The organism is Pseudoalteromonas sp. R3 (assembly GCF_004014715.1).
Classification (GTDB): domain Bacteria; phylum Pseudomonadota; class Gammaproteobacteria; order Enterobacterales; family Alteromonadaceae; genus Pseudoalteromonas.
Window position 1 is genome coordinate 2,331,466 of the sequence record NZ_CP034835.1, and the last position, 24,181, is coordinate 2,355,646.

24 protein-coding genes, 1 tRNA gene and 1 pseudogene are annotated in these 24,181 nt (G+C 46.7%); 3 read left to right on the top strand and 23 right to left on the bottom strand.

Annotation, left to right across the window (positions count from 1 at the left end):
* Positions 1 to 25: 25 nt before the first annotated feature.
* The 8 genes from ELR70_RS15120 to bioB form a co-directional block, all read right to left on the bottom strand.
* Entirely contained in the window at positions 26 to 2,014 is a 1,989-nt protein-coding gene (locus ELR70_RS15120) for a methyl-accepting chemotaxis protein (protein ID WP_054015041.1), read from the bottom strand.
* A 174-nt stretch (positions 2,015 to 2,188) separates the two neighbouring features.
* The gene (locus tag ELR70_RS15125) at positions 2,189 to 2,407 is read right to left on the bottom strand and encodes a hypothetical protein (protein ID WP_054015040.1); all 219 of its coding nucleotides are present in this window, start codon (positions 2,405 to 2,407) and stop codon (positions 2,189 to 2,191) included.
* A gap of 70 nt (positions 2,408 to 2,477) precedes the next feature.
* Positions 2,478 to 2,723 carry a Rho-binding antiterminator gene (locus tag ELR70_RS15130; RefSeq protein WP_054015039.1) on the bottom strand — a complete coding sequence of 82 codons (246 nt, stop codon included), beginning with the start codon at positions 2,721 to 2,723 and terminating at the stop codon, positions 2,478 to 2,480.
* A gap of 4 nt (positions 2,724 to 2,727) precedes the next feature.
* The gene (locus tag ELR70_RS15135; protein WP_054015038.1) at positions 2,728 to 3,153 is read right to left on the bottom strand and encodes a hypothetical protein; all 426 of its coding nucleotides are present in this window, start codon (positions 3,151 to 3,153) and stop codon (positions 2,728 to 2,730) included.
* Between the two features lie 5 nt (positions 3,154 to 3,158).
* Positions 3,159 to 3,854 (bottom strand): dethiobiotin synthase, encoded by a 696-nt coding sequence (gene bioD, locus ELR70_RS15140; RefSeq protein ID WP_054015037.1) that lies wholly within the window; start codon positions 3,852 to 3,854, stop codon positions 3,159 to 3,161.
* A complete protein-coding gene (locus ELR70_RS15145; RefSeq protein ID WP_054015036.1) occupies positions 3,851 to 4,606 on the bottom strand; it encodes a methyltransferase domain-containing protein in 756 nt (251 codons plus the stop codon). Before ELR70_RS15145 ends, bioD begins: the two co-directional genes overlap by 4 nt.
* Positions 4,603 to 5,736 carry an 8-amino-7-oxononanoate synthase gene (locus ELR70_RS15150; RefSeq protein WP_054015035.1) on the bottom strand — a complete coding sequence of 378 codons (1,134 nt, stop codon included), beginning with the start codon at positions 5,734 to 5,736 and terminating at the stop codon, positions 4,603 to 4,605. Before ELR70_RS15150 ends, ELR70_RS15145 begins: the two co-directional genes overlap by 4 nt.
* A complete protein-coding gene (bioB, locus tag ELR70_RS15155; RefSeq protein ID WP_046004389.1) occupies positions 5,737 to 6,780 on the bottom strand; it encodes a biotin synthase BioB in 1,044 nt (347 codons plus the stop codon).
* Between the two features lie 114 nt (positions 6,781 to 6,894).
* Between bioB and bioA the strand changes: the two genes are divergently transcribed.
* Positions 6,895 to 8,184: an adenosylmethionine--8-amino-7-oxononanoate transaminase gene (gene bioA / locus ELR70_RS15160; RefSeq protein WP_054015034.1), complete on the top strand. Its 1,290-nt coding sequence runs from the start codon at positions 6,895 to 6,897 to the stop codon at positions 8,182 to 8,184.
* A gap of 174 nt (positions 8,185 to 8,358) precedes the next feature.
* Positions 8,359 to 9,696 carry a lysine 2,3-aminomutase gene (locus tag ELR70_RS15165; RefSeq protein ID WP_054015033.1) on the top strand — a complete coding sequence of 446 codons (1,338 nt, stop codon included), beginning with the start codon at positions 8,359 to 8,361 and terminating at the stop codon, positions 9,694 to 9,696.
* A gap of 67 nt (positions 9,697 to 9,763) precedes the next feature.
* Here ELR70_RS15165 and ELR70_RS15170 read toward each other — a convergent pair whose 3' ends face one another.
* Complete coding sequence (locus tag ELR70_RS15170; protein WP_046004386.1) at positions 9,764 to 10,198, bottom strand: AAA family ATPase; 435 nt, start codon at positions 10,196 to 10,198, stop codon at positions 9,764 to 9,766.
* Between the two features lie 363 nt (positions 10,199 to 10,561).
* On the opposite strand from ELR70_RS15170, the gene asnS reads away from it, so the two are divergent.
* Complete coding sequence (gene asnS / locus ELR70_RS15175; protein WP_054015032.1) at positions 10,562 to 11,959, top strand: asparagine--tRNA ligase; 1,398 nt, start codon at positions 10,562 to 10,564, stop codon at positions 11,957 to 11,959.
* 54 nt (positions 11,960 to 12,013) lie between these two features.
* Here asnS and ELR70_RS15180 read toward each other — a convergent pair whose 3' ends face one another.
* The 14 genes and pseudogenes from ELR70_RS15180 to serC form a co-directional block, all read right to left on the bottom strand.
* Positions 12,014 to 13,231: a glycoside hydrolase family 18 protein gene (locus tag ELR70_RS15180; RefSeq protein WP_054015031.1), complete on the bottom strand. Its 1,218-nt coding sequence runs from the start codon at positions 13,229 to 13,231 to the stop codon at positions 12,014 to 12,016.
* Positions 13,232 to 13,383: 152 nt separating this feature from the next.
* Positions 13,384 to 14,001 carry an FKBP-type peptidyl-prolyl cis-trans isomerase gene (locus ELR70_RS15185; RefSeq protein WP_054015030.1) on the bottom strand — a complete coding sequence of 206 codons (618 nt, stop codon included), beginning with the start codon at positions 13,999 to 14,001 and terminating at the stop codon, positions 13,384 to 13,386.
* A 152-nt stretch (positions 14,002 to 14,153) separates the two neighbouring features.
* On the bottom strand, positions 14,154 to 14,519 hold the full coding sequence (locus ELR70_RS15190; RefSeq protein ID WP_054015029.1) for a hypothetical protein: 366 nt from the start codon (positions 14,517 to 14,519) through the stop codon (positions 14,154 to 14,156).
* Positions 14,520 to 14,570: 51 nt separating this feature from the next.
* Positions 14,571 to 14,661 (bottom strand) — tRNA-Ser (locus ELR70_RS15195).
* Positions 14,662 to 14,782: 121 nt separating this feature from the next.
* Positions 14,783 to 15,154 carry a hypothetical protein gene (locus tag ELR70_RS15200; protein WP_054015028.1) on the bottom strand — a complete coding sequence of 124 codons (372 nt, stop codon included), beginning with the start codon at positions 15,152 to 15,154 and terminating at the stop codon, positions 14,783 to 14,785.
* A gap of 176 nt (positions 15,155 to 15,330) precedes the next feature.
* A pseudogene (locus ELR70_RS15205) lies at positions 15,331 to 15,767 on the bottom strand (nucleoside deaminase).
* A 129-nt stretch (positions 15,768 to 15,896) separates the two neighbouring features.
* The gene (locus ELR70_RS15210) at positions 15,897 to 16,310 is read right to left on the bottom strand and encodes a hypothetical protein (protein WP_054015026.1); all 414 of its coding nucleotides are present in this window, start codon (positions 16,308 to 16,310) and stop codon (positions 15,897 to 15,899) included.
* A gap of 211 nt (positions 16,311 to 16,521) precedes the next feature.
* Complete coding sequence (gene pyrF / locus ELR70_RS15215) at positions 16,522 to 17,232, bottom strand: orotidine-5'-phosphate decarboxylase (RefSeq protein WP_054015025.1); 711 nt, start codon at positions 17,230 to 17,232, stop codon at positions 16,522 to 16,524.
* A gap of 34 nt (positions 17,233 to 17,266) precedes the next feature.
* Entirely contained in the window at positions 17,267 to 18,418 is a 1,152-nt protein-coding gene (gene lapB, locus ELR70_RS15220) for a lipopolysaccharide assembly protein LapB (protein ID WP_054015024.1), read from the bottom strand.
* Between the two features lie 275 nt (positions 18,419 to 18,693).
* A complete protein-coding gene (gene ihfB, locus ELR70_RS15230) occupies positions 18,694 to 18,984 on the bottom strand; it encodes an integration host factor subunit beta (RefSeq protein ID WP_046004371.1) in 291 nt (96 codons plus the stop codon).
* Positions 18,985 to 19,043: 59 nt separating this feature from the next.
* On the bottom strand, positions 19,044 to 20,711 hold the full coding sequence (gene rpsA, locus ELR70_RS15235; protein ID WP_010384522.1) for a 30S ribosomal protein S1: 1,668 nt from the start codon (positions 20,709 to 20,711) through the stop codon (positions 19,044 to 19,046).
* Between the two features lie 95 nt (positions 20,712 to 20,806).
* Positions 20,807 to 21,514: a (d)CMP kinase gene (gene cmk / locus ELR70_RS15240; protein WP_054015022.1), complete on the bottom strand. Its 708-nt coding sequence runs from the start codon at positions 21,512 to 21,514 to the stop codon at positions 20,807 to 20,809.
* Between the two features lie 219 nt (positions 21,515 to 21,733).
* Positions 21,734 to 23,011, bottom strand: coding sequence for a 3-phosphoshikimate 1-carboxyvinyltransferase (gene aroA / locus ELR70_RS15245; protein ID WP_054015021.1), 1,278 nt, complete (start codon positions 23,009 to 23,011; stop codon positions 21,734 to 21,736).
* Positions 23,011 to 24,093: a 3-phosphoserine/phosphohydroxythreonine transaminase gene (gene serC / locus ELR70_RS15250; protein WP_054015020.1), complete on the bottom strand. Its 1,083-nt coding sequence runs from the start codon at positions 24,091 to 24,093 to the stop codon at positions 23,011 to 23,013. Before serC ends, aroA begins: the two co-directional genes overlap by 1 nt.
* Between the last annotated feature and the right edge of the window lie 88 nt (positions 24,094 to 24,181).

Sequence of the window (24,181 nt, forward strand, 5' to 3'; positions counted from 1 at the left end):
AGATCGTCTCGTTGAAACTGCGCCTTTAGTCGATTTTAAAATTGTCCATCGTGCGTTGCAGTGTATCACTGTTTAGTTTCATGTCATCAAAGAGTTTTTTCAGTGCCTGAGAGGTTTTAAGTTCTTCATTTGCAGCATCTAATACCGCGGTGGTATTACTGGAGATATCCTGTGCAACCACAGACTGCTGCTGCGCCGCCGTGGCCACTGAGGTAGTCAGTTGCTCTACGTGATTACTGTGATCGCTCACCTGCATAGAAACCTGGCGAGTTTGTTCTACTTCACTCATAATACTACTCGCCAGGCCGGTATTTTCCTTAATGGCATTGACCACATTGCGACTGATGTCATTCAGATTGCTGAGTAATGTAGAGATCTGCTCTGACGACCCCTTACTGTTGTTGGCAAGCCCTCTGACTTCATCGGCAACGACCGCAAAACCCCGGCCATGTTCCCCCGCTCTGGCCGCTTCAATGGCTGCATTCAGGGCAAGCAAGTTTGTTTGATCAGCTACGCTGCGAATAGAGTCCAGTATGGTGTTAATCTCTTCCACCTGCTGCTCCATATTAAGTGCCATTTCGTTTACCTGCTCCATGCTTTGCGATAGCACATTCATGGCATCCAGATTGCGCTGATTGTCTTCCAGCAACTTTTTAGATTCGTCGTTAAGCTGATCACTGGCTGTTAGCGTATCTGAGGCCGCTTTGGCGATGTCTTCGCTGGTTGCGGCCATTTGCTCAATCGCCGCGGCAATATTGGTTGCCAGGCTCTGCGTGCGCTGAGCGTCTTCCGTGACATGACCGGCCGCTTTTTCCATCTGATTACCCAGTTTAGTACCTACATTAATAGACTTAGATAACCCAACCAACAGATCTTTAAAGGCATACACCGTATTGTGAATGGACTCCGATATTTTGCCCAGTTCATCGCTGGTTTTTAATCTTACATCTAAAGTGAGATCGCCGTTATTCGCGACTTTGGTCAATATGCTGGTTAACTCGTTCAGCTCGTCTCGCAATGAAGTAAACAGATGCGTGTTGATCACTATGATGATGAGCATAAAGATCAGAAATAATACAAACAGCCAGACCATTTGATTGACCAGATCCGCTTTATACGCCTCGCTGATTTCTCGTGTATGTGCCCACTGGCTGTCGAGTAACGCTTTTACATCCTGAATTTGCCCTGTTGCCTGGGCAAACCACTGGCTGCTATTGGGCAATCTCGAAAAATCGACGTTATCGGCCGTCGAAACCGTCGTGATAACGCTATCCAGTGTTTGTGCACGGCTGTCAGACATGATCCGTTTATACGTATTCAGTACGTCGCCAGACAGCGCAGTCTCAAGCTGCTCTTTCAGAAGTGATAGCTGTAGCTGGTAATAAGCGAGATCCCGCGCCACAGCTTCATTGACCGACTTCCTTGCCAGCACGCCATTCACTTTCCCTCTCAACTGACCTTTTCGCTCCTTGCTCTGTGCCATTAAGAAAGCAATGGATAAATTCGACGCCAATTCGCGGTTAGTTACATAGGCCTGCATGCGCATCGCAGTACTTAACGCAAGCTGATTTACATGGCTGTAATAATTGAACGCATTCTTTCCCTGTTGCTGATCAACCTCGCGACGCACCGCATCTTTTTCCCGTAACAAAGAAAACAAGTTCGGCAACCACTTTTGTACTTTGTCGTCTTCTTTAAACACCCCGTTGTATAACCCCGCCAGCGCATTAACCGCAGCATCTGCTTTCAATCTTTGTGCAGCAACCGCTTGTCGGGTTTGGGCATTAGGATTACCCAAAAAACCAGCCGTTAACCCCCGCTCCACAGCATGGTGATGTGCCACTTTTTCCATCGCATCCAGCAAACCTATGTAGGCAATGTCATTTTTAGTGGCTTCAATATCCTGCCAGTATTGGTAAACCACTTTGCTAAGCAGGATTAAAATGAAAATTAATAAGGCGGTAGAGCTGATAATGGATAATTGGATAATGGAAAAGCGCTTAAGCAGATTCATGATTTCTCCGGTGATCACTTAATGACGCCAATCTGGTACACCATGACTGGCCATCCTTATTGATACTAAAGATAGTCAAAAATCTGCAAAATCAACAATAACTGTACTGCGACCTTTGTTGGGTGGCCTTAGTGTGGCGGGCTAGGAGTGGCAGGCTTTTGCCTGAGTGTTCTCCTAATCAACCTGTGTCACTCTGGGGTAACGTTCACAAGACAGTTCATGATAAATATCATCCAGATACTTCGCCAGCTCCCCGTCATCCAGCTCAGGCGGGATCACCACATCGTACACGCGTGCTCGGAGCCCTGTATCTGAGTCAATAAACAACTGCCATTGTGCTCCAATACGGCTCACAGACATGCGCTTGCCAAATACGTTAAATCTGAGTGTCATGCATGCTCCTTAAAGCAAAGTAGGTACGCTCAGACACAGTTTTCATTAATTTAAGGAGAAAGTCGATGAGCTAATTAAATTGTTTTTCATAAAAATGAGGGTTGGCGACGGTCACCGTCAGCTTAGTAATGTGCGTGAGCAGAACTTGCCTGGTTGTGCCTGAAACAGTCAGTTGAATACATTCGTCCCTGTTCATATCACGACATAGATCAGCGGCAGTGCCCGAGACTTGCTCACCATTTCGCAGACTCAGAGTCACCGGATAGCGAAACATACAAACAATTTCAAAGTAGTCATAATCACTGCAACTGATCATACGCTTACTCTCCTGCTCCAAGTCTGCCCATGACTATCTGGTGCACTGAGTGCTGTCTGAACAAGTTTGACGCCGCAATGACATCTTCAACTGACGCGTCTGGTGATATGTACAACCAAACACTTTCCGTAGAGTTTTCGATGCGCAACTTATCTACTAGTTTACCGAGCTCGCGGATCTCATTCAGAGGGTAACTGACCTTCTCATACATAAAGTATAGATGGCCACTCGCCAGCAATTTTACTTTAATCGCTCTGTCGTGGGCACAACCATAGTCGCAATGGTTGATTGGTTTTCCTTTGATAACAGAAAGAGCCTGAGTTGACGCCTGTCGCGGAGTAACGAACAGCAATAGCAGGAATGCCAAACTCAGGCCCGCATAGCTAAGTACAGACAATACTGAGTTACCACTACGGTGCTGACGACGCACTCGGGTCACGCTTTAGCGCTGTGCTGAAGACCCAGTAAATCAAGCAATGCACTGTGGATCTGTAGTTTGGGTGTGCCTTCGCTGTATGGTGCGACAGCAAGCAAAGGGGCTTTTAATCGCAGTTTCAAGGTCTCCAGATTGGCGTCGTATTCCTGCATCTCGGGGTCTACCTGATTGGCCACCCAACCAACACAGTTTAGCCCGGCGGCGGCTATTGCCTGTTCGGTCAAAAATGCATGGTTCAGACAGCCAAGCTTCAAGCCCACCACCAGAATCACGGGCAATTCTTCTTGCTTTATCCAGTCATACAAAAACTGAGTATCGTTGATCGGCAATGCCCAGCCACCGGCGCCTTCCACCAGCGTATATTCAGCACCTAAGCTGCTAAGCTCCTGATACTTTTCACTTAAGACTTCACAGCTAATAGTCACACCTGCACGCTGGGCAGCAATATGCGGTGCAATCGGCGGCTCAAAGCAAAACGGATTGATCTGCTCGTATTTACCATGCACAGACGCCGCTTCCATCAGGCTTAGTGCATCTTCATTAACCAGCTGACCAAAGGCTTCTTCGGCACCTGCCGCCAGGGGTTTAAAGCCCACCGCTTTTTTTCCCCGCTGGGCCAGTAGTTTTAGCAGCAAAGAAGACACATGGGTTTTGCCCACTTCGGTGTCTGTGCCGGTGATAAAAAATGCACTCATAATTTAGTTAGCTCCATAAACGCAACCTGATAACTTAACTGGGCACGGCCATTGGTAAGTGGGTATTCTGCTAGTAATTTACGATATTGTGTCTTGCCCAGCAAGCCACGGCGCTGGCCTTCATGTTGTAACTGGTTAGCGCCGATGGCTTTCACAGATTTAAAAGCTGCCTGCGCTGTTGCAAAGGTTTCTTTAAGGCACATCAGCTGGGCATCATCTAGCGCAAACCCAGCTTCTTCGCTATAAGCAAGCAAACTGTCGAAGGGTGTAAACCGGTTAACATGACAGTGCGCATCAACATTCTGCCAGGCCTGCTGTATTTCGCACAGTGAGCCATCGGCAACAACACTCAGATAGGCTTTACCGCCGGGTTTTAATATTCGATTCAGCGCCTTAAACAAAGCCGGATGATCCTGGCTCCATTGCATAGCAAAGTTGCTGAAGATGGCATCTACACAGTTATCTGCCAGCGGTAAACTGTCCATATCCGCACAGACTTTAAATGCATCCTGAGGCCCCTGCTCTAACATACCGGCACTGAGGTCCAATGCCACCAGCTGAGCGCAGCGTGTACTTAGCGCTGCATGGTGCTGCATGGGGCCGGCGCCCAGGTCTAACAAGGTTGTACTGGGTTGGGTAATTTTCCTGAGCAGGATCTCCGCCGCTTGTTGCTGGACATTAGCATGCTGAACGTAGACCTGAGACGCGCGAGAAAAACGCGAAGCAACCTGCGCTTTAACAGACGCACTCATATCGCCTCCTTAAGTGCATTAAGTAACGCATCTATATCTTGCGTTGTATGCGCTGCAGTCAGTGTCACACGCAATCGGGCTGCATTTTGTGGCACCGTGGGTGGGCGAATGGCAGTAAGCCAAATGCCCCGCTCTTTAAGCTGCTGTTGCCCCGCCAGTGCATTGTCTGCTGAGCCCAGAACAATAGGCTGAATGGCTGTGTCTGAGGGCGTCACTGCAATACCCAATTGCGCGGCGGTTTGTGTAAAATAGGCAATGTTATTTTTTAATGCCGCTCTTTGTGACACTGCACCGCGTAACTGAGCAAACTGGCTGCTTGCGATGTCGGTCAGCATGGGCGACATCGCCGTGGAATAAATGTATTCGCGACTAAACTGTAATAAATACTGCTGAACCCGTTCACTGCATAACACTGCGGCCCCCTGACACGCCATGGCTTTACCAAAGGTGATCACCAAAAGTTCAGGTTTTACGCCACGTTCAATACTGCCCAGCCCGTTGTCGCCTACTACGCCCAGTGCGTGGGCGTCATCGACCATCAACCAGGCGTTATGGGTTTTTGCAAGCTGCGCAATGTCGATTAAAGGGGCACAATCCCCGTCCATCGAGAACACGCCTTCCGTCACAATCAGTTTGTGTTTTGCTTTGGATTTTTCGAGCCGGGCACGCAAATGCCCCACATCGTTGTGGTTGAATCGGGTCAGTTTGGCCTGACTGTGCAACGCACCGTCGAGCAAGCTGGCATGGTTGAGTTTATCCTGAAACAGCTCTGCCTCGCGCCCAACAGCCGGGTCGTTAAATAGTGCCTGAAGTACACTGGTATTGGCTGCAAAGCCGCTTGCAAAAAGCAATGCTTTGTCATAACCAAAGGCTTCACAGAGCTGCGATTCAAATGCCGCATGCACTGACTGAAACCCAGTCACCAGTGCGGAGCTGCGACTACCGGGTTGGCCTGTCAGGTTCAGTGTTTGGTCGGCCAGTGCCAGGTAATCGTTACTGGCGAAGTTGAGGTAACGCTTACCATCAACTTCAATTTCACGGGCAGAGACCTTATCAATGCACTGACGATGGCGCAACAAAGAGGCAGCAGCTCTGCTATTCAGAGCCGCATCGATGAACTCAAAGGCCATTTAGTTGGCTTCGTAAAACAGTTCAGAAGTGGCTTTGTCTGCAATGGCAGAATTCAGAGACGCTTCATAAGCTTCGTCTGAATAATCCTGACGCTTCTCCGGTTGCATACCAAGTTTTCTTAGCAGGTTCATGTCTGCATCGGCTTCCGGGTTTTCTGTGGTTAACAGCTTGTCACCGTAGAAAATCGAGTTTGCGCCGGCAAAAAAACACATCGACTGCATCTGCTCGTTCATTGCTGTACGGCCCGCGGATAAACGTACATAGCTGTACGGCATCATAATACGTGCAACAGCAATGGTGCGAATAAACTCAAAATGGTCGAGATCTTCTACGTCTTCAAGTGGCGTACCCGCGACTTTAACCAACATGTTAATTGGCACACTTTCCGGTTGTTTTGGCAAGTTAGCCAGCTGCATCAGCAGACCATAACGGTCAGACGCTTGCTCACCCATACCAACAATACCACCGGAACAGACTTTCATACCCGCGTCACGTACATGATCAAGTGTATCGAGACGATCCTGATAAGTACGCGTGGTGATGATCTGCTCGTAGTACTCAGGCGATGTATCCAGGTTATGGTTGTAGTAGTCTAATCCCGCTTCTCTGAGTGCGTGGGCTTTGTCATTATCAAGCTTGCCGAGCGTCATACAGGTCTCCAGGCCCAGCTCTCTGACTTCACGCACCATTTTTTCGATATAAGGCATGTCGCGATCTTTCGGATCAGACCAGGCAGCGCCCATACAAAAACGCGTTGCGCCTTTTTCTTTGGCCACCTTGGCTTGAGCCACGACTTTTTCTACTTCCATCAGGCGTTCACGCTCCAGGTCGGTTTTATAATGACCCGACTGGGGGCAGTACTTGCAGTCTTCAGGACACGCACCGGTTTTTATAGATAAGAGTGTAGAGATCTGTACTTCATTGGGATTAAAGTTTTTTCTGTGGATGCTCGCAGCATGAAACAACAGATCATTGAATGGCATTTCAAATAGTGCTTTAACTTCTTTATGCGTCCAATCGTGACGTACTGTGCCCAATTCCATAATTATTCTCTTCTTTTGACTGACATTTTTTAGTCAGTTGTTATGACGGTGATTGGCTTAGTCTACTTCTTGCTTTACCATTGTCAACACGGACCACTTAAGCAAGGTTTACAAGTGAGCAATAATAACACAATCGATTTAGCCTTTGATAAAGCGCATATCTGGCACCCCTATACCTCCATGCTGGATCCCCTGCCCGTTTACCCGGCCAGTCATACCCAGGGCAACCGTATCCACCTGGAAACAGGAGAAGAATTAATTGATGGTATGGCATCCTGGTGGAGCGCCATTCATGGCTATAATCATCCCGACATTGTAACCGCAATCACTGAGCAAGCAGGCAAGATGAGCCACGTGATGTTTGGCGGACTGACCCATGCGCCGGCGGTTGAGTTGTGTAAAAAGTTGGTTGCCATGACCCCGGCCTCCCTCAATAAAGTGTTCCTTGCGGACAGCGGCTCGGTAAGCGTTGAAGTGGCGATTAAAATGGCTCTGCAGTACTGGCTGAGCCAGGGTCATACACGCAAAACTAAACTGATGACAGCGCAAAAAGGCTATCATGGCGACACCTTTGCCGCCATGAGTGTGTGCGATCCGGTGAATTCTATGCACAGCATGTATCAGGGCTTTCTGCCGGAGCATATTTTTGTGCCAGCACCCTCCGGGCGCTTTCATGAACAGGCATGTAAAGAAGAGCTTGCGCAACTTGAAGCGTCATTTGCAGCCCATCATCAGGAGATTGCCGCGTTTATCATTGAACCCATAGTACAAAACGCCGGCGGGATGAACTTTTATCACCCGGATTACCTGAAAAAACTCCGTACACTGTGCGACCAATATGATGTTTTACTGATACTCGATGAGATAGCGACCGGCTTTGGCCGTACCGGAAAATTATTTGCCTGCGAGCACGCCGACATTAGCCCGGATATTCTGTGTCTGGGTAAAGCCCTGACAGGCGGCACCATGACACTGTCGGCAACGCTCACCACAGATGAGATAGCCATTGGGATCAGTCAGGGCGAAGCCAAAGTACTGATGCACGGACCCACTTTTATGGGTAATCCGTTGGCCTGTGCTGCTGCGAATGCGAGCCTGACCCTGTTGCAAACGAATGCCTGGCAACAACAGGTCCAGCGCCTGGCAAATAGTTTAGCGTTGCTCGAGCGTTGTAGAGCACTGGACGCAGTGCAAGATGTCAGAGTGCTGGGCGCAATCGGGGTTGTTGAGGTAAACCGCACTATAGACGTGGCAAAAATACAGCGCTTTTTTATTGACAAAGGCTTGTGGATCCGCCCGTTTGGCAGGCTGATTTATCTGATGCCCCCGTATATCACACCGGATGAAGATATCGCGCAACTGGCTGATGGGATTTATGACGCCATCGCACAGAACGCGTACTAGTTTTCCTCAGCACAGCTAAAAAGTGCGACAATAAAAGCGAAATTGGCACTTTTTTTGCCAATTTTGCAATTATTTAAGATATTTCATCGTTTGTACCTGAAATCATTTCATGGCTTTGTTAGACTAGGCGACTTTGATTGTAAATTTCGAAATAGAGTTGAGAATCGAGTAACTATGCAACAAACCGTCAAATTGCAGCCAGCTGAAGCTTATCAGCCACCGCGCTTTACTGTTTATCAACACCGTCAGATTGATAAAATTGAGCAACTTGAAAAACTGCCTGAGCACCTGCGCTTTCAGATGAAGGTGGTTGCAAACGTTTTCCCTTTCCGCGTGAACAACTATGTTATTGATGAACTGATTGACTGGGACAAAGTACCTAACGACCCCGTTTTTCAGCTTACTTTCCCTCAGCGTGGCATGCTGGACGACGAGTCGTACGAAGAAATGGCCGCACTGCTTAAGCGTGAGCACACGCCAGAAGAAGTGTTTGAGCTATCAACTAAGCTAAGACAAAAGCTTAATCCGCATCCAGCCGGTCAGATGGATAAAAACGTCCCCACCTTTGACGGTGAGCGCGTTGAAGGCATTCAGCACAAATACAAAGAAACCGTGCTGTTCTTCCCGGCACAGGGCCAGTACTGTCACTCTTACTGTACTTTCTGTTTCCGCTGGGCACAGTTCGTTGGTAAAGCAACTCGCTTTAACAACAACGACGAAGATCTGCTACACAGCTATCTGGAAGAGCACACAGAAGTGACCGATCTGCTTATGACAGGCGGTGATCCTATGGTTATGCGTACTGTTAAGCTACGTAAATACCTCGAAGCACTGAAAGAGCCGCGCTTTGATCACATTCGCACGATCCGTATTGGTACTAAGTCTCTGACTTTCTGGCCATTCCGTTATGTGACCGATCCGGATGCACAGGACTTGTTAGCGCTGCTTAAAGAGCTGGTCGACGCCGGTAAGCACGTGTCTATTATGGCACACGTTAATCACAAGCAAGAGTTACGCACTGACATAGCCAAAGAAGCGATTAAATTGCTGCGCAAGACTGGTGTACAGATCCGTACTCAGGCGCCTTTGCTTAACCACCTCAACACCGACCCTAAAATGTGGTCTGAGATGTGGAAAGAACAAACACAAATGGGCATGATCCCCTATTACATGTTCATTGAGCGTGATACCGGTGCTAAGCGGTACTTTGAATTGCCGCTTTACAAGACCTGGGAAATCTTCCGCGATGCCTATAAAGATGTATCGGGTGTGAGCCGCACGGTGCGCGGACCTTCTATGAGTGCAGGCCCGGGTAAAGTTGAAGTCTCTGGTGTAACAGAAATTAACGGCGAGAAAGTGTTTGTATTACGCTTTATTCAAGCCCGTAACCCGGACTGGGTGCAGAGACCTTTCTTTGCAAAATATGATGAAGAAGCGACCTGGCTTGATGGCCTTAAACCGGCATTTGGCGAAGAGAAATTCTTCTGGCAGGACGAATACGAAGCCATGTAAGAATTCTAGCCCTAAAAAAGCCGACAACTTTGTCGGCTTTTTCGTTTCAGATAATCGCTTATTGCCACTACCACTCAAACATATAAGCCATCTTGCTAATGGTTCTCAGTGCAACACCATGAGTATTGCGTTTGGCATACAAGTGCTGCATTGATTTATCTTTCACTTCACCAACTATCACTTCTTTGACTTGATAGCCCATCGCCTGTGCTGCACTGGTGTAAGCAACAAATTCCCAGCGCTTGATATTAGTGTTATCGGCTATCACCAGCGGGATCCCCTCAGCCAGCGCATTGATAAAGCGTGCCAGATTGAGGTTGTGATATTCCGGCAATCTGAATTTTTCGAAATGGTACTCGCCCTGTTCATTATGAAAGTAATCATCTGTTGAGCAAATGATAAATTGCGTTTCATCGCCTGCCACCAGCTCGTCTGCCAGTGCGTATGCGTAGTGTGTTTTCCCAGAGCCAGGTAATCCCCGTAATATAAATGCCTGTTTCATCTATTGAACGACTTATATCCAGTTTTTCTTAGTAGTAGACAGGTATAATGCCATAATTTTTGCGATTAAGTAATTCATCAAGTAAAAGGCAGACAGTTTTTACTCTATTGCCTGCAAACGACGACCGACTTTTCATAATATAAAGCTCTGAGATGAGCAAATATTAATCGTTCTCTTGCCTGTGCGCACTAAAGAGGGTAAAAAGCCTTAAGAAATTAACTCACATCCCCATTTGGTGGTTTTTTTATATGTCCATCGCAGGTAAGATACGACATAGGTGACTGCGCAAAAAGCGTGGTCCTGGCAGTGAGTTAAAACAACACACGCAACCGACTAATTATAAATAATCATTTTGGAGTAAAGATGAGCCACACAGCGATAACGGAGCTACTAGCAGGCACCGTTGCGGTAGACAGCCAGGTTACTGTAAAAGGCTGGATCCGTACACGACGCGATTCAAAAGCGGGTATTTCATTCCTAGCCGTCCATGACGGTTCTTGTTTCGATCCTATTCAAGCCGTAGTCCCTAATTCGCTTAATAATTATGAAGAAGTGACTCGTCTTACCGCTGGCTGCTCTGTGGCCGTGACCGGTGTTCTGGTGGCCTCTGAAGGTCAGGGCCAGGCTTTCGAAATTCAGGCTAACAAAGTAGAAGTACTGGGCTGGGTTGAGAATCCGGATACCTACCCGATGGCAGCAAAGCGTCACAGCATCGAATATCTGCGTGAGCATGCACACCTGCGTCCACGCACCAACGTTATTGGCGCGGTTACTCGCGTTCGCAACTGTTTGTCGCAAGCTATCCACCGTTTCTTCCACGAAAGAGGTTACATGTGGATCAGCACCCCAATCATCACAGCAAGTGACTGTGAAGGTGCGGGCGAAATGTTCCGTGTTTCTACACTGGATATGCAAAACCTGCCGCGCACAGACAAGGGCGACATTGATTACAGCGAAGACTTTTTTGGTAAAGAAGCTTTCCTGACCGTATCTGGTCAGTTGAACGGCGAAACGTATGCCAGCGCCATGTCAAAAATCTATACGTTTGGTCCAACATTCCGCGCGGAAAACTCGAATACCTCGCGTCACTTGGCAGAATTCTGGATGGTTGAGCCGGAAGTAGCGTTTGCCGATCTGGACGATATTGCGGCCCTTGCCGAAGACATGCTGAAATATGCCTTTAAAGCTGTATTGGAAGAGCGCCGTGACGACATGGAGTTCTTTGCACAACGCATCGAAAAACAGGCAATCACACGTCTGGAGTCATTTATCGACAAAGACTTCGCACAGGTTGATTACACTGATGCCATCGAGATCCTGAAAAACTGTGGTAAGAAGTTTGAATTCCCGGTTGACTGGGGCGTAGATCTGCAATCAGAGCACGAGCGTTACCTGGCAGAAGAGCACTTTAATGCGCCGGTTGTTATCAAGAACTACCCGCGTGACATCAAAGCTTTCTACATGCGCCAGAATGAAGACGGCAAAACCGTTGCCGCAATGGACGTCGTTGCACCGGGCATCGGTGAGATCATCGGTGGCTCTCAGCGTGAAGAGCGTCTGGATGTGCTTGATAAGCGTCTGGAAGAAATGGGTCTGGATAAAGAAGACTACAGCTGGTACCGCGACCTGCGTAAATACGGCACGGTGCCGCACTCAGGCTTCGGTCTGGGCTTTGAGCGCCTCGTTGCTTACGTAACCGGTATGGGCAACGTCCGTGACGTTATCGCCTTCCCGCGTACCAAAGGTAGTGCAACTTACTAATCTAATTTAGTCTTAAAAAGCCCCGTTCTGGGGCTTTTTTTATGCCTGTTGGACTTATTGGTCCGCGACGTAATTCTGGCACGCGCCCAATTCGGTGTACCTGTGCGCATGTCCTTCGGTCATAGGCGCAACTCCATGTAAAGGCCCCCCATTAACCCGCCAGTTTTTTCCTGCAAAGCTCACGACATCCCCTGTGTGATACACACTCGGATAAGCTTGCCAGGACTCTGCACAAGGCTGGCATTTAGGTAAGACTTCACCAATGGCATCAAGTAGCTTATTTTCACCGCGTGCGTCCTGATGCAGCTCCCAGATAAAAATACCCGGATAGCCATTGTCGGCAACAAACTGTGACTTGGTACGCACCAGCTCCGGCGTTTCCCAAAAATGCAGGTAGTTATCCAGCTCATAGAAACCAGCATTATAATCCACGCCGAGTCCGTCAACGAAAGTTTCGACAATATCTCGTGCCGTAAAAGTCATCACGGGGCCACTCACCCCGTTCGGGAAGGACTTATTGTAAAAAGGAATACCTAAGCTGGTTTTACTTACATCGTATTTAGTGATCATACTCTGGCTCCACTGTGCAGGGTTAACCAGGCCGTCATGAATATAAGACCAGGCAGCATGATGGTTTTTCGGCGAGCCTCCCCACCCTCCGGTATAGTCGTAAGCCATGAAACGTATGTAATCGGCGTGCTCATCTAAGTCGGGATGAAAGTTAATCCCCGACCAGCCACCGGCCTGAACATCAACACTGACCTCCAGATGCGCTGGTAATGCTGCTCTCAAGTCTTTAACCAGATCCAGTAAATAGCCACTTTCTACTGGGTTTGGCTGGTTGTATGTACTCCAGTCTTCCCAGTCGACATCGATACCATCTAACTTGTGTAACTCAGCATAAGCAACCAGATTCTTTACCAGGTTAGCCCGAGCCTGCTCATCCATAGACAGAAAGTCGACTCCGGCTCCGCCCACTGAAATCATGACACCGGTATTGTTGGCATGGGCGTGTGCCACAATGTCATCAATATAGCGATCAGCTTCAAGCGTGTTTAGGGTGCCATCAGCATTAGGATAGGCGAATGCCACAATAATATGTGTGAGTTTATCCGTGGCCAGTTGTTGAACATCTAGTTGACCACCCGCAGGGTAATCCCAGGTAGAGTAAAAGCCTTCAACACGTGGACAAAAAGCATCTTGTGCCCAAACAGACTGCATTGACAGACCAGACATAGCGACAGCTAAAGTCAGACAGGTTTTCTTAAACATAACGTGCTCCATGTTGTATAAATATTAAACACAACAAATATCACGTTAACAAAATATTTAAAAATGAAGATTTATAATAATGGGACAGGATAGCGAATAAACGAAGGGATAAAAGTAGAGGCCGCTTACGTTAAACGGCCTCTGCTATTGAGTTATAGCACTTCTAACAGCTCAACATCAAAGATCAGAGTTGAGAATGGTGCGATTGATGCACCTGCACCACGCTCGCCATAAGCAAGGTCATGTGGTACGTATAGACGCCATTTAGAGCCAACAGGCATTAGCTGTAGTGCTTCAGTCCAGCCTTTGATTACGCCATTTACTGGGAACTCAGCAGGCTGACCACGCTCGTAAGAGCTGTCGAATACGTTACCGTTGATCAGAGTACCGTGGTAATGCACACGGACAGTTGAATCAGCTGCTGGCTTATCGCCTTCACCTGTTTCGATTACTTCGTACTGCAGACCAGACTCAGTTACTGTGATTTCAGCGCGCTTGGCATTTTCTTCCAGGAATGCAGTGCCTTCAGCAGCCAGTACTTTGGCTTCTTCTTCACGACGCTGTTGAATTTCTGCATTGATTTTTTCGAATGCAGCCTGGATCTCAGGGATCTCGACACGGAATGCTTCACCGGCGTAGGCATCTTTCATACCTTCGAATACCGAGTTCAGGTTCAAACCTTCAAATGGGTTAGACTTTAGCTGCTCGCCCATTTGCAAACCAATACCATAACTTGCCTTTTCAGCATCTGTGTTGAATAAATCTGACATATTAGATCCACTTTTTTATCAGTTTAAAAGAAGCGGCAGTGTATCACAGCGCATAGATGACTAACAGGGAGGTCGATAACTTTATAGAAACAGCGCAGGAAAGCGCTGCAAGCAGTCTGGCTGCCTGCAAGAATAAGAAGGCTCTGCCTTAGCTACGCTTTGCTTTGGTTTTTGAGTTTGAACTCTCTGACCATGAAAGTGGCAAACGGTAAACTAAGCGTCAAACCTATGATCAGCTCGTTGCTGTAACCCACCAATCGATCGGTGAAATAACAACCAAAGCCAACTACGCCGAAAACCGAAATAACCACACCAGCAATCATAGGGAATAATTTTTCATACTTGGTGATGATGTGGCCTACTAATAAGTTGAAGGCAAATGTATATAACAAAGTTATCCAGATACTGGGATACTCCTGACCATCAATTGCCAATACCAACGCGGCCTGAAGACCACTTAAATAGAAGAAACTGAAAATCACCCATAACGAACTATGAATAACCACTTGTTTAGCCATCACTGCCTCCGAACGAAAAAAACCGCCGTATAGGCGGTTTTGGGAATGAGGTGGCGGAGAGATAGGGATTTGAACCCTAGATACGCTATTAACGTATGCCGGTTTTCAAGACCGGTGCTTTCAACCACTCAGCCATCTCTCCGTTGTTGGCGCGCATTCTATTGTGCTGCGGCGTAAATGTAAAGTCTTAATTCAAGATTTTGCAAAAGTAATGCTTAGATGGTTATCTTTCATGCACTTTGCCCTCTTTTCGACTTTTCCGGTTAATAGTACTGCTTTGGTCTTCTCGCAAACAGTGCCCCGATCACGCTCACCCCAACACATATGAGTATCACAAAAGCCATATCCACGATGCCCTGCGTCGGATCAATGACTGGAAACAGGTGTTCAATGAAAATAGGAATAACGGACATGACAGTCACACAACTAAGCACCTTAAATGCACGACTAAAATCAAAGCGTCGACTATAGTTCATCCAACTTGCTAATATAAGCAGGAAGCAAGCTGGTGACAATAGTGCTAGCCACACCTCACTGATGTGCGGCAGTAAGATACCAGTAGAAACACACCCTAAAATACCCCAGACAATCCAAGTCCACCAATTCTCCCGCTCTTTTAAAAATAGATTGCCCATTACTATTCTTCTTATAATTGTGTTCTGAGACTGCTACGCTTTAGCCTAACAAACATTCAGGTCACAAAACAACCGCAAGACGAAGAATTAGTGGATTAAGTTCCTTTTTTAATGACGTACATCATGGTCTCAAAGGCCGGCCTGCGGCCTAGATAAGGCATTCACTTTCGATAAGGTCATTCACCTATGTCTTCATTCCACAGGTCCGAGCGGGCTTTGATAAACTCGTCCATCATAGTGACGCACTCAGGATCCTGACGCACATCTAGCTCTACGCCATGTTCGCGAAGTAACGCTTCGTTGCCCATAAAGTTTTTGTTTTCTCCTATCACCACTTTCGGTATCCCGTAAAGCATGACAGTTCCTGAGCACATTGGGCAAGGCGACAAGGTGGTATATAAAGTACACTCTTTATATACCGCAGCGCTCAAACGGCCGGCATTTTCCAGGGCATCCATTTCGCCATGTAGCACCGTACTTCCCTTCTGGACTCGCTGATTATGTCCACGTCCAATTATCTGGCCTTTATGAACCAGCACAGAACCAATCGGGATCCCCCTTCATCCAGCCCCTTTTTCGCTTCTTCAATCGCCGCCGCTAAAAACTTATCCATCGTTGCACTCCTGATGTTGATTACCTCAATTTGAAGACCCTGTATCCTCAAATGCGTTCAAATTAGCATGCAATTGAGGACAAAATAAGAATAGCCTAACTCTGGACGCGGCGGCTTTATCAGAGCAGATTAGCGCAGCCCCTGATACCTGTATTGCTGATTGAGCTGTTGAGCATGCACATCGTCAACGATACCTTGTTTGTTCAATACCGCAATGATTGATCCCGGTTTTCTGGCCAAATTAACAGCGATTCTATCAATCTCCACATTCCCTTTATATTGTTCAAGCACCTGCTCTATATCTTTTTCTGACCAGGGTAAACCGTAATTTTTCGGTAGCCCTTTCTCAAGGTTTTCCTGCTGCTTTTGAGCCAAAGTTCTCTTTACCTTCTTGGCCTTTGGCTGCCACTGTAAAGACTGGAAAAGCGCCCTAATCACGTCTGGGTGGTTATAAGGCGACTGTGCGGGCAGGATCTCTCCTGTGATCGGATCAATGCCATTAGCCAGGCCATTTACTATCTTGACCACTTGTTGCTGATTCATATCGACTCCTTGATGATAACAATATATAAACTTCCTGTAACAATACTAGTGTAGCAGGCTCATAGATATTGGGAGGTCTTTCTCTGGTAAAATAACCAACGCAATGTGGGGGCAGAGGTAATAGAGGAAGTGAGATAGCTGCCCTAATCCCACAAGGTTAGTACAGCAAGACCAGCTCTTTAAAGCGAACTGGTCTGAAGTAGAGCTGGGTTTAAAGCCCCTTGATCGATTCGTTGATGGCGCTCAGGGCCTTCACCGGATCGGTTGCCTGAGTGATAGGTCTGCCAACCACAAGATAATCACTGCCCGATTTTATTGCCAGCTCTGGTGTCATAATACGTTTCTGATCTCCGGCATCACTCCCCGCAGGACGGATCCCCGGTGTGACTAAGCAAAAATCATTGCCTAATTCAGCCTTGAGAGTTTGTGCTTCCTGAGCAGAGCACACAACACCATCGAGCCCTGACTCTTTTGCCAATTTAGCTAAGTAAAGCACCTGCTCTTGAGGAGTTTTGTCTATACCCAGTTTGCTGAGCTGTGACTGGTCCATGCTGGTTAGCACTGTTACTGCAATCAGCAAGGGCGCTTTATCCCCGTAGGCTTCAAGTGCTTGTTTAGCCTTGCTCATCATTTCAGTGCCACCACTGGCATGCACATTGACCATCCAAACACCCAGCTCGGCCGCAGCCGTAACAGCTTTTGCAACAGTATTAGGGATATCATGAAACTTCAAATCAAGAAATACGTCAAACCCTTTGTCGATCAGCTTGGAGACAAACTGAGGGCCAAAGTAGGTAAACATTTCTTTTCCAACTTTTAGTCGACATTCATTCGGAGAAAGCTGGGATACAAACGCCAGCGCAGCAGCTTCATTGTCGTAATCCAGTGCAATAAGCACCTTTTTCATTTCAGTGTTTGACATAGTTGACCTATTTCACCTTTTAACATGTCGATTTTCAATAACCGTCCACGCCCTGGCTTGGCAGTATTGACTCCCAAGACTTACAGGAAGGACATAACCAATAGAGTTTGTGGCTGGTGAAACCACAGTTGCGACACTGGTAGTCTGGCTTTGTTGCTACATAAGCAGACACCAGATTGTCTACTTCATTTAATACAGATTGAAACTTATCTTGTCTGCGTGCGAGCAATTTAAGTAAAAAACTGAAACCACGAATTGATGGTTCACGCTTTAACGTGTCTGTGAGGTATTCAACCGCTTGCTCTGTGTGACCCGCTTCCATGAGACCTTCACAATGCTTTATTTTTACCAGCACGCCACTGGCTTTAAGCAAATCATTCACCAGCGTATAAAATTCATGCTCTATGTTAAGACGTTGGTAGCAAGTTTGCAGGTCTTGCAACACAAGAGGGACGGCACAGGGAAATTGTGATACCAGCTTACGCCAGTAATAAATTGCTTTAACATTATCCTCTTTTCCCAATGCATCATGGCCTAATTCATACAGAGGCCTGATTGTCGTCTTTGGTAATTTGAGTGCTCGCTCGAAGTATTCAGTATCACATTGTTCCTGCGTTGGGCTGTCAAGTGCCGCTTCACAGTAAAAGTTAGCAATTGCAGCACAATAAGTTTGTTCGGTAAACAGATCTGAATGGCTCTCATACATATTGACACCCTTTTGCCATTCTCGAGTTTGTGAGTAAAGCTGAATAATGGGTGTGAGTGCATCTTCATAGTCTGATTTAACCAACTCGACTAAATGCTCTTCGGCACTATCTAACAAACCAGCCATGATATAATCCTCGGCTAGAGCGAGCTTGCAAGACTGAATAACCTGACTGTCCAGACTGGGTTGTTTTAGTAACAGTTCGTGAATACGGATGGCTCGATCGAGCTCACCTCTTTTGCGGAATAAGGTGGCAAGTATGAGGTAGTGCTCAACTGAGTCAGCACTGACCTCCAATAATTTTATCAGATGCTCAAGGCCCTGATCTTCTTCTCTATCTAAAAGAAACTTTAGCCCTTTGCTATACTCCGAAGTAATCTTTCGATTTTGCTCATGAGCTTGATTCTTAGCGCTGTTTTTCCCCATGACGTAGCCATAAGCAGCTGCTACCGGAAGCAATAGGAAAAGTAACTCAATCATTTACTGCTGTGCGCTTGCGTCGAATGATTGACTCTCTGCTGCTGGCGAATTCGCCTATTTAACTGCGTTATTTTGCCAATGCTCAGCAACAACCCTAGTACCAAACCGAATACCACGCATAGGCTCATTAAGCTGGCTAGCGGCACTTCTGAACTGGCGATGATATAATCCACTCTGACCAAAGCTGGGTTTTGTGTTCCCAGTACAAAAGCGATTATCACCAGTACCAAAAATAATCCTTTTCTTACTACCTGGATCAAGCGTTACCTCTTTATTCAGCTTTCAAGACTGGCGTTTACGCGATCGCGAAGTTCTTTACCAGGTTTAAAGTGAGGTACGTACTTTCCATCCAACTCAACGGTTTCACCAGTTTTAGGATTGCGGCCCGTACGAGGTGAACGATAGTGGAGTGAAAAGCTGCCAAAGCCGCGGATTTCGATACGATCCGAGCTTGAAAGTGAACCTGCCATCTGCTCTAAAATCTCTTTTACCGCATTTTCAACGTCTTTGACTGGAACGTGAATATGTTGCTCAGCAAGTTTTTCGATTAGTTCTGACTTTGTCATAGCGTTTCCTTTAGATAAAAAAGAAGGGCAAAAAGTGCCCTTCTATTCAAGACTGATTATTAGTCTTTTTGAGCGTTTTTGAAAGCTGCAGCCATTGCATTTTCGAATGCTGGCTCTTCTTTCTTCAGCTTCTCAAGCGCTTCTTTCTCTTCAGCTTCGAAGATAGCTTTAACAGATAGGCTGATAGTACGGTTCTTACGATCAACACCTACAAATTTAGCTTCAATTTCGTCGCCTGCAGAAACAACGCTAGTTGCGTCTTCGATGCGCTCTTGTGCGATGTCAGCAACACGGATGTAGCCTTCAACGCCTTCGATAAGCTCAACAGTTGCGCCTTTCGCGTCAACGTCTGTCACTTTACCTTTAACAATAGCACCTTTTTTGTTTGCGTCTAGGTAGTTATTGAAAGGATCAGCTTCGATTTGCTTAACGCCTAGTGAGATACGCTCACGCTCTGGGTCAACCTGAAGAACGATTGCAGAGATCTCGTCGCCTTTCTTGTATTCACGTACAGCTTCTTCGCCAGGCGTGTTCCAAGAAATGTCAGACAGGTGTACAAGACCGTCGATACCACCGTCAAGACCGATGAAGATACCGAAATCAGTGATTGACTTGATCTTACCAGTAACCTGATCGCCTTTGTTTTGTAGACGAGCAAATTCCTGCCAAGGGTTAGCTTTACACTGCTTAAGACCTAGAGAAATACGACGACGCTCTTCGTCGATTTCAAGAACCATAACTTCAACAGTGTCACCTAGTGAAACAACTTTTGAAGGGTGGATGTTCTTGTTAGTCCAATCCATTTCAGATACGTGTACCAGACCTTCAACGCCTTCTTCGATTTCAACGAAACAACCGTAGTCAGTCAGGTTAGTAACACGACCAGTTAGCTTAGCGCCTTCTGGGTAACGACCAGCGATAGCTGCCCAAGGATCTTCGCCAAGTTGCTTAAGACCTAGAGAAACACGAGTTTTCTCTTTGTCGAACTTAAGTACTTTAACAGCGATTTCGTCACCAACATTTACGATTTCACTTGGGTGCTTAACGCGCTTCCAAGCCATGTCAGTGATGTGAAGTAGGCCGTCAACACCGCCCAGATCTACGAACGCACCGTAGTCTGTCAAGTTCTTAACGATACCTTTAACTTCTTGACCTTCAACAAGGTTAGCCAGCAGCTCTTCACGCTCTTGTGAGTTCTCAGACTCGATAACAGCACGACGAGAAACAACTACGTTGTTACGCTTCTGGTCAAGCTTGATTACTTTAAACTCAAGCTCTTTACCTTCAAGGTGTGTTGTGTCACGTACTGGACGAACGTCAACAAGTGAACCAGGTAGGAATGCACGGATTGAATCAACTTCAACAGTGAAACCACCTTTAACTTTACCATTGATGATACCAACAACAGTTTCTTGTTCTTCACAAGCTTTCTCAAGGCGGATCCAAGCTTCGTGACGCTTCGCTTTCTCACGAGAAAGAATAGTTTCACCGAAACCATCTTCGATTGCGTCTAGTGCAACATCTACTTCGTCGCCAACAGCAACTTCTAGTTCACCAGCAGCATTTTTGAATTGCTCTGCAGGGATTGCACTTTCAGACTTAAGGCCAGCATCAACAAGAACAATGTTGTTCTCGATAGAGATAACAGTACCTTTAACGATAGAGCCTTGCTCTGCTTCAAAACCCTTTAGGCTTTCTTCAAATAACTGCGCAAAATTTTCTGACATACTAAATACGTCTCATAAATAAACATTCCAATTAGCAACCATGCTGCATGGGGTGGTTAATATAACGTCGGCCTCCTGCCAACGCGTTAAGAAATCTAGAACGATGCAGGCAACTTGCCAGCGGCAATCGCCTCTTGAACCAAAGTGGTTACTTTCGCAAACACTTGTTCTGCATCCAGTTCAGTAGTATCGACCACAATAGCATCTTCCGCAGGCACCAAAGGCGCGACTTTGCGGTTCATATCACGGTCATCACGAGCTTCAATCTCGCTTAAAAGACCATCTAGTGTAACATCCAGGCCTTTATCCTTCAACTCCAGATAACGACGCTTTGCACGCTCTTGTGCACTGGCTGTTAAATAAATTTTCAATTCAGCTTTTGGGAAAACGATAGTGCCCATATCTCTGCCATCGGCAATCAGACCACTTTCACTGCGAAATGCTCTTTGGCGACGCAGTAGCGCTTCACGAACCCGGGGTAATGCGGCTATTTTTGACGCGGCTGCGCCCACTTCCTCATTACGTATGGTATGTGTAACGTCCTCACCTTCGAGGATCACTTTAATTTTTTTCGTAACGCCGTCGATTGGAAACTGAACATCCAGATTCGCGGCCAGAGGAACTAAAGCCTCTTCGTTATCGAGTGCAATATGATGATGAATAGCGGCCAAAGATAAAACGCGATAAATAGCGCCACTATCCAACACGTCCCAATCGAGCTTTTCGGCAAGTAAACGACAAACCGTTCCTTTTCCTGAGCCGCTTGGACCGTCTACGGTGATTACTGGCATTACAGCCTGCATTTAAACCTCCCGAAATGCACACCAAAAATTAACGCCGGTATTATACGCAAGTTTGCTGAATAGATCCTTATTGACATGTAACTTTTTGTTTGATTTTAAATTTACAGCACAAAGAAGGTAGAGCCAAAAGGCATGACAGGTAACCTGTTCGTCAGTAACAAGTTACCTGAGAGTGGCCAAATATCAGTTATCTAAAACGACTAAACAGCCGGTTCGATGTTACTGACTAACCGAAGACAAAACGTCAAAGTAAGTTGGAAAAGTTTTCGCCGTACAGCCCGGGTCGTTAATAATGACATCCACTCCACCTACAGCCACCATGGAAAAACACATGGCAATACGGTGGTCATTATAGGTGTCGATCTCTGCCAGCTGAAATGTATCAGGCGGCGTGATTTCGATGAAATCGTGCCCTTCTGTTACCGTTGCACCAACCTTCTTAAGCTCCGTTGCCATCGCGTACAAACGATCTGTTTCTTTCACACGCCAGTTATAGATATTACGAATTGCCGTTTTGCCTTTTGCAAACAAGGCAACGGTCGCTAATGTCATTGCAGCATCTGGAATCGCATTAGCGTCAATATCAACCCCGTTGAGCTCACCTTTACGCACCACAAGTTTTTCGTCGTACCAATCAATATCCGCTCCCACCTGCTCCATCACAGAAGCAAAGCCGATATCTCCCTGAACACTCTTACGCCCTACACCATTGATTTCGATTTCGCCACCTGCAATGGCTGCTGCGGCAATAAAATATGATGCCGATGATGCATCCCCTTCAACCATAATACTGCCAGGAGAAACATAGCCTTGCTGGCCTTTAACATGAAAGACCTGATAGTTGTCATGCTCAACAGTAACGCCAAATTGTGCCATTACACCCAGCGTGATATCTATGTAGGGCTTTGAGACCAGCTCACCTTTGATCCGGATGGTTGTATCTTTAACAAAAAGTGGAGCGGCCATAAGCAGTGCGGTCAAAAATTGACTTGATATGCTACCGTCTATTTCAACATCACCACCTTCAATTGCACCTCCATTGACCTGCAGAGGTGGATAGTCTTTATTTTTCAGATATTTTATGTCGGCACCTAAAGTATGTAATGCGTCAACTAAGTGGCCAATGGGACGCTCCTCCATTCTGGGTTCACCTATCAAAGTGAACTGGCCCTTTGATGCCGCCAGTACGGCAGTCAGAGGCCTGAATGCAGTTCCCGCGTTACCCAGAAACAAAGCTTCAGACGGGGTTTTGAAACGTCCACCCTGACCAAAAACACGAGCAGACGTCTTATCCGCATTTAACTCAACATTTACGCCCATCTCTGCAAGTGCTAACAACATATGACGTATATCGTCACTGTCGAGCAGATTGTTCACTTCTGTGACACCATCACACAAGGCTGCCAGTAACAGAACCCGGTTTGACAGGCTCTTAGATCCAGGCAAAGTAACGCTGCCGTTCACTTTGTTAATCGCGTTTAGCCTGAGTTGTTCCATCAGCTGTTCTCCTGAGCAAATTTTTCCATAAATGCGATCAAGGCTTTAATCCCTTCAATGGGCATCGCGTTGTAGATACTGGCTCGCATGCCGCCTACAAAACGGTGGCCTTCCAATGCAATCAGGCCATTTTCCTGCGCCTGTGCCAGGAACTCTTCATTCAATGTCTCATCGTGCAGCCAAAATGGTACATTCATCAAGGAGCGACAGTGTTTAGCAACTTTGTTCATATAGAAAGACGAGCTGTCGATGTAATCGTACAGAAGCGCTGCTTTTTCTTTATTATGTGCTTCCATCGCCTTAACACCACCAATAGACTCCAGATATTTAAAGACCTCAGCGGCCAGGTACCAGGCAAACGTCGGTGGCGTGTTGTACATACTTTGCTGTTGCGCTTCAATTGCGTAATCCAGAATTGCAGGTCTTGGCAGACCTTTGCGCTCAAGCAGAGTCTTACGCACAATTGCAATGCTCAGCCCTGATGGGCCAATGTTTTTCTGTGCACCGGCGTAAATCAAATCAAAGTCGTCTACGTTCATTTCACGCGACAGGATATTTGAAGACATATCTGCGACAATCGGCGCGGTTGGATGCTTTGGTACCTCAAATAACTCTATGCCATCAATGGTTTCATTAGGGCAATAGTGAATATATGCTGCATTTTCAGGTAAATCCCACTGTGACACAGGCAGCACATCGAAAACACCGTCCTGATCACGACGAATATCAATCGCCTCTACCTGAGTGAATTTCTGACCTTCTTTGGTCGCACCACAGGACCAGATACCATTCTCAATGTAAACACCGGGCGCATCGTCCTGGTGCAAGTTAAGCGGCACTGCCGCAAAGTGGCCGCGACCACCACCGTGCATAAATAGCACCTCAAATTCATCTGAAATATTCATCAGACGGCGTAAACTTGCTTCACATTCACGGGCCAGCTCCAGAAATGGCGCTGAACGGTGACTGATCTCCATGACAGAGACGCCAAGGTTCTGCCAGTTAATAAATTCTTGTTGGGCTTTTTTCATAACAGCAGGAGGTAACATCGCCGGACCTGCACAAAAGTTATAAACGCTCATAATTTCCTCATTCCAGTTTTTATACTGCACCAGGCAGTGTATTTAATTATTTTTGTAAACGCACAGAACGTAATGTTGTGCGCTCACA